The 456-nt window shown below is 51.1% G+C and carries 1 protein-coding gene; it reads right to left on the bottom strand.

The window, feature by feature from the left end; all coding sequences use genetic code 11:
- A partial coding sequence (locus A3756_RS04985) for an aminotransferase class V-fold PLP-dependent enzyme (protein ID WP_156490286.1) occupies positions 1–456 on the bottom strand: 456 nt, incomplete at both ends.

Below are 456 nucleotides of genomic sequence, written 5' to 3'. Positions count from 1 at the left end.
AACCCGCCATTGGCGTAGGCAGGTATGGTAGTAAACGCTCACCTACAGCAACTGGGCCGGAACCTGGTCCACCGCCACCGTGAGGTGTTGCAAAGGTCTTGTGCAAGTTCATATGCAGCACGTCAAAACCCATATCGCCCGGGCGTACTTTACCCAAGATCGCGTTCAGGTTCGCACCATCGTAATAAAGCAAACCGCCCGCGTCATGAACCGTCTTGGCAATCTCTTCGATCTGTCTTTCAAACACGCCGCAGGTCGAAGGGTTAGTCATCATGATCCCGGCTGTTTGTGGGCCAACTGCTTCTTTAAGCGCTTCCAGGTCAACATCACCGCCTGACTTTACAGGGATCTCTTTTACCTTATAACCACACATTACCGCTGTAGCAGGGTTTGTCCCATGAGCTGCTTCTGGAACGATAATTTCAGTTCTTCCAAAATCTTCACGTGCTTCGTGAT

This window comes from Oleiphilus sp. HI0086, from assembly GCF_001635225.1.
Note: the sequence above shows the minus strand (reverse complement) of the source record. Positions and strands in the feature narration are given on the sequence as shown.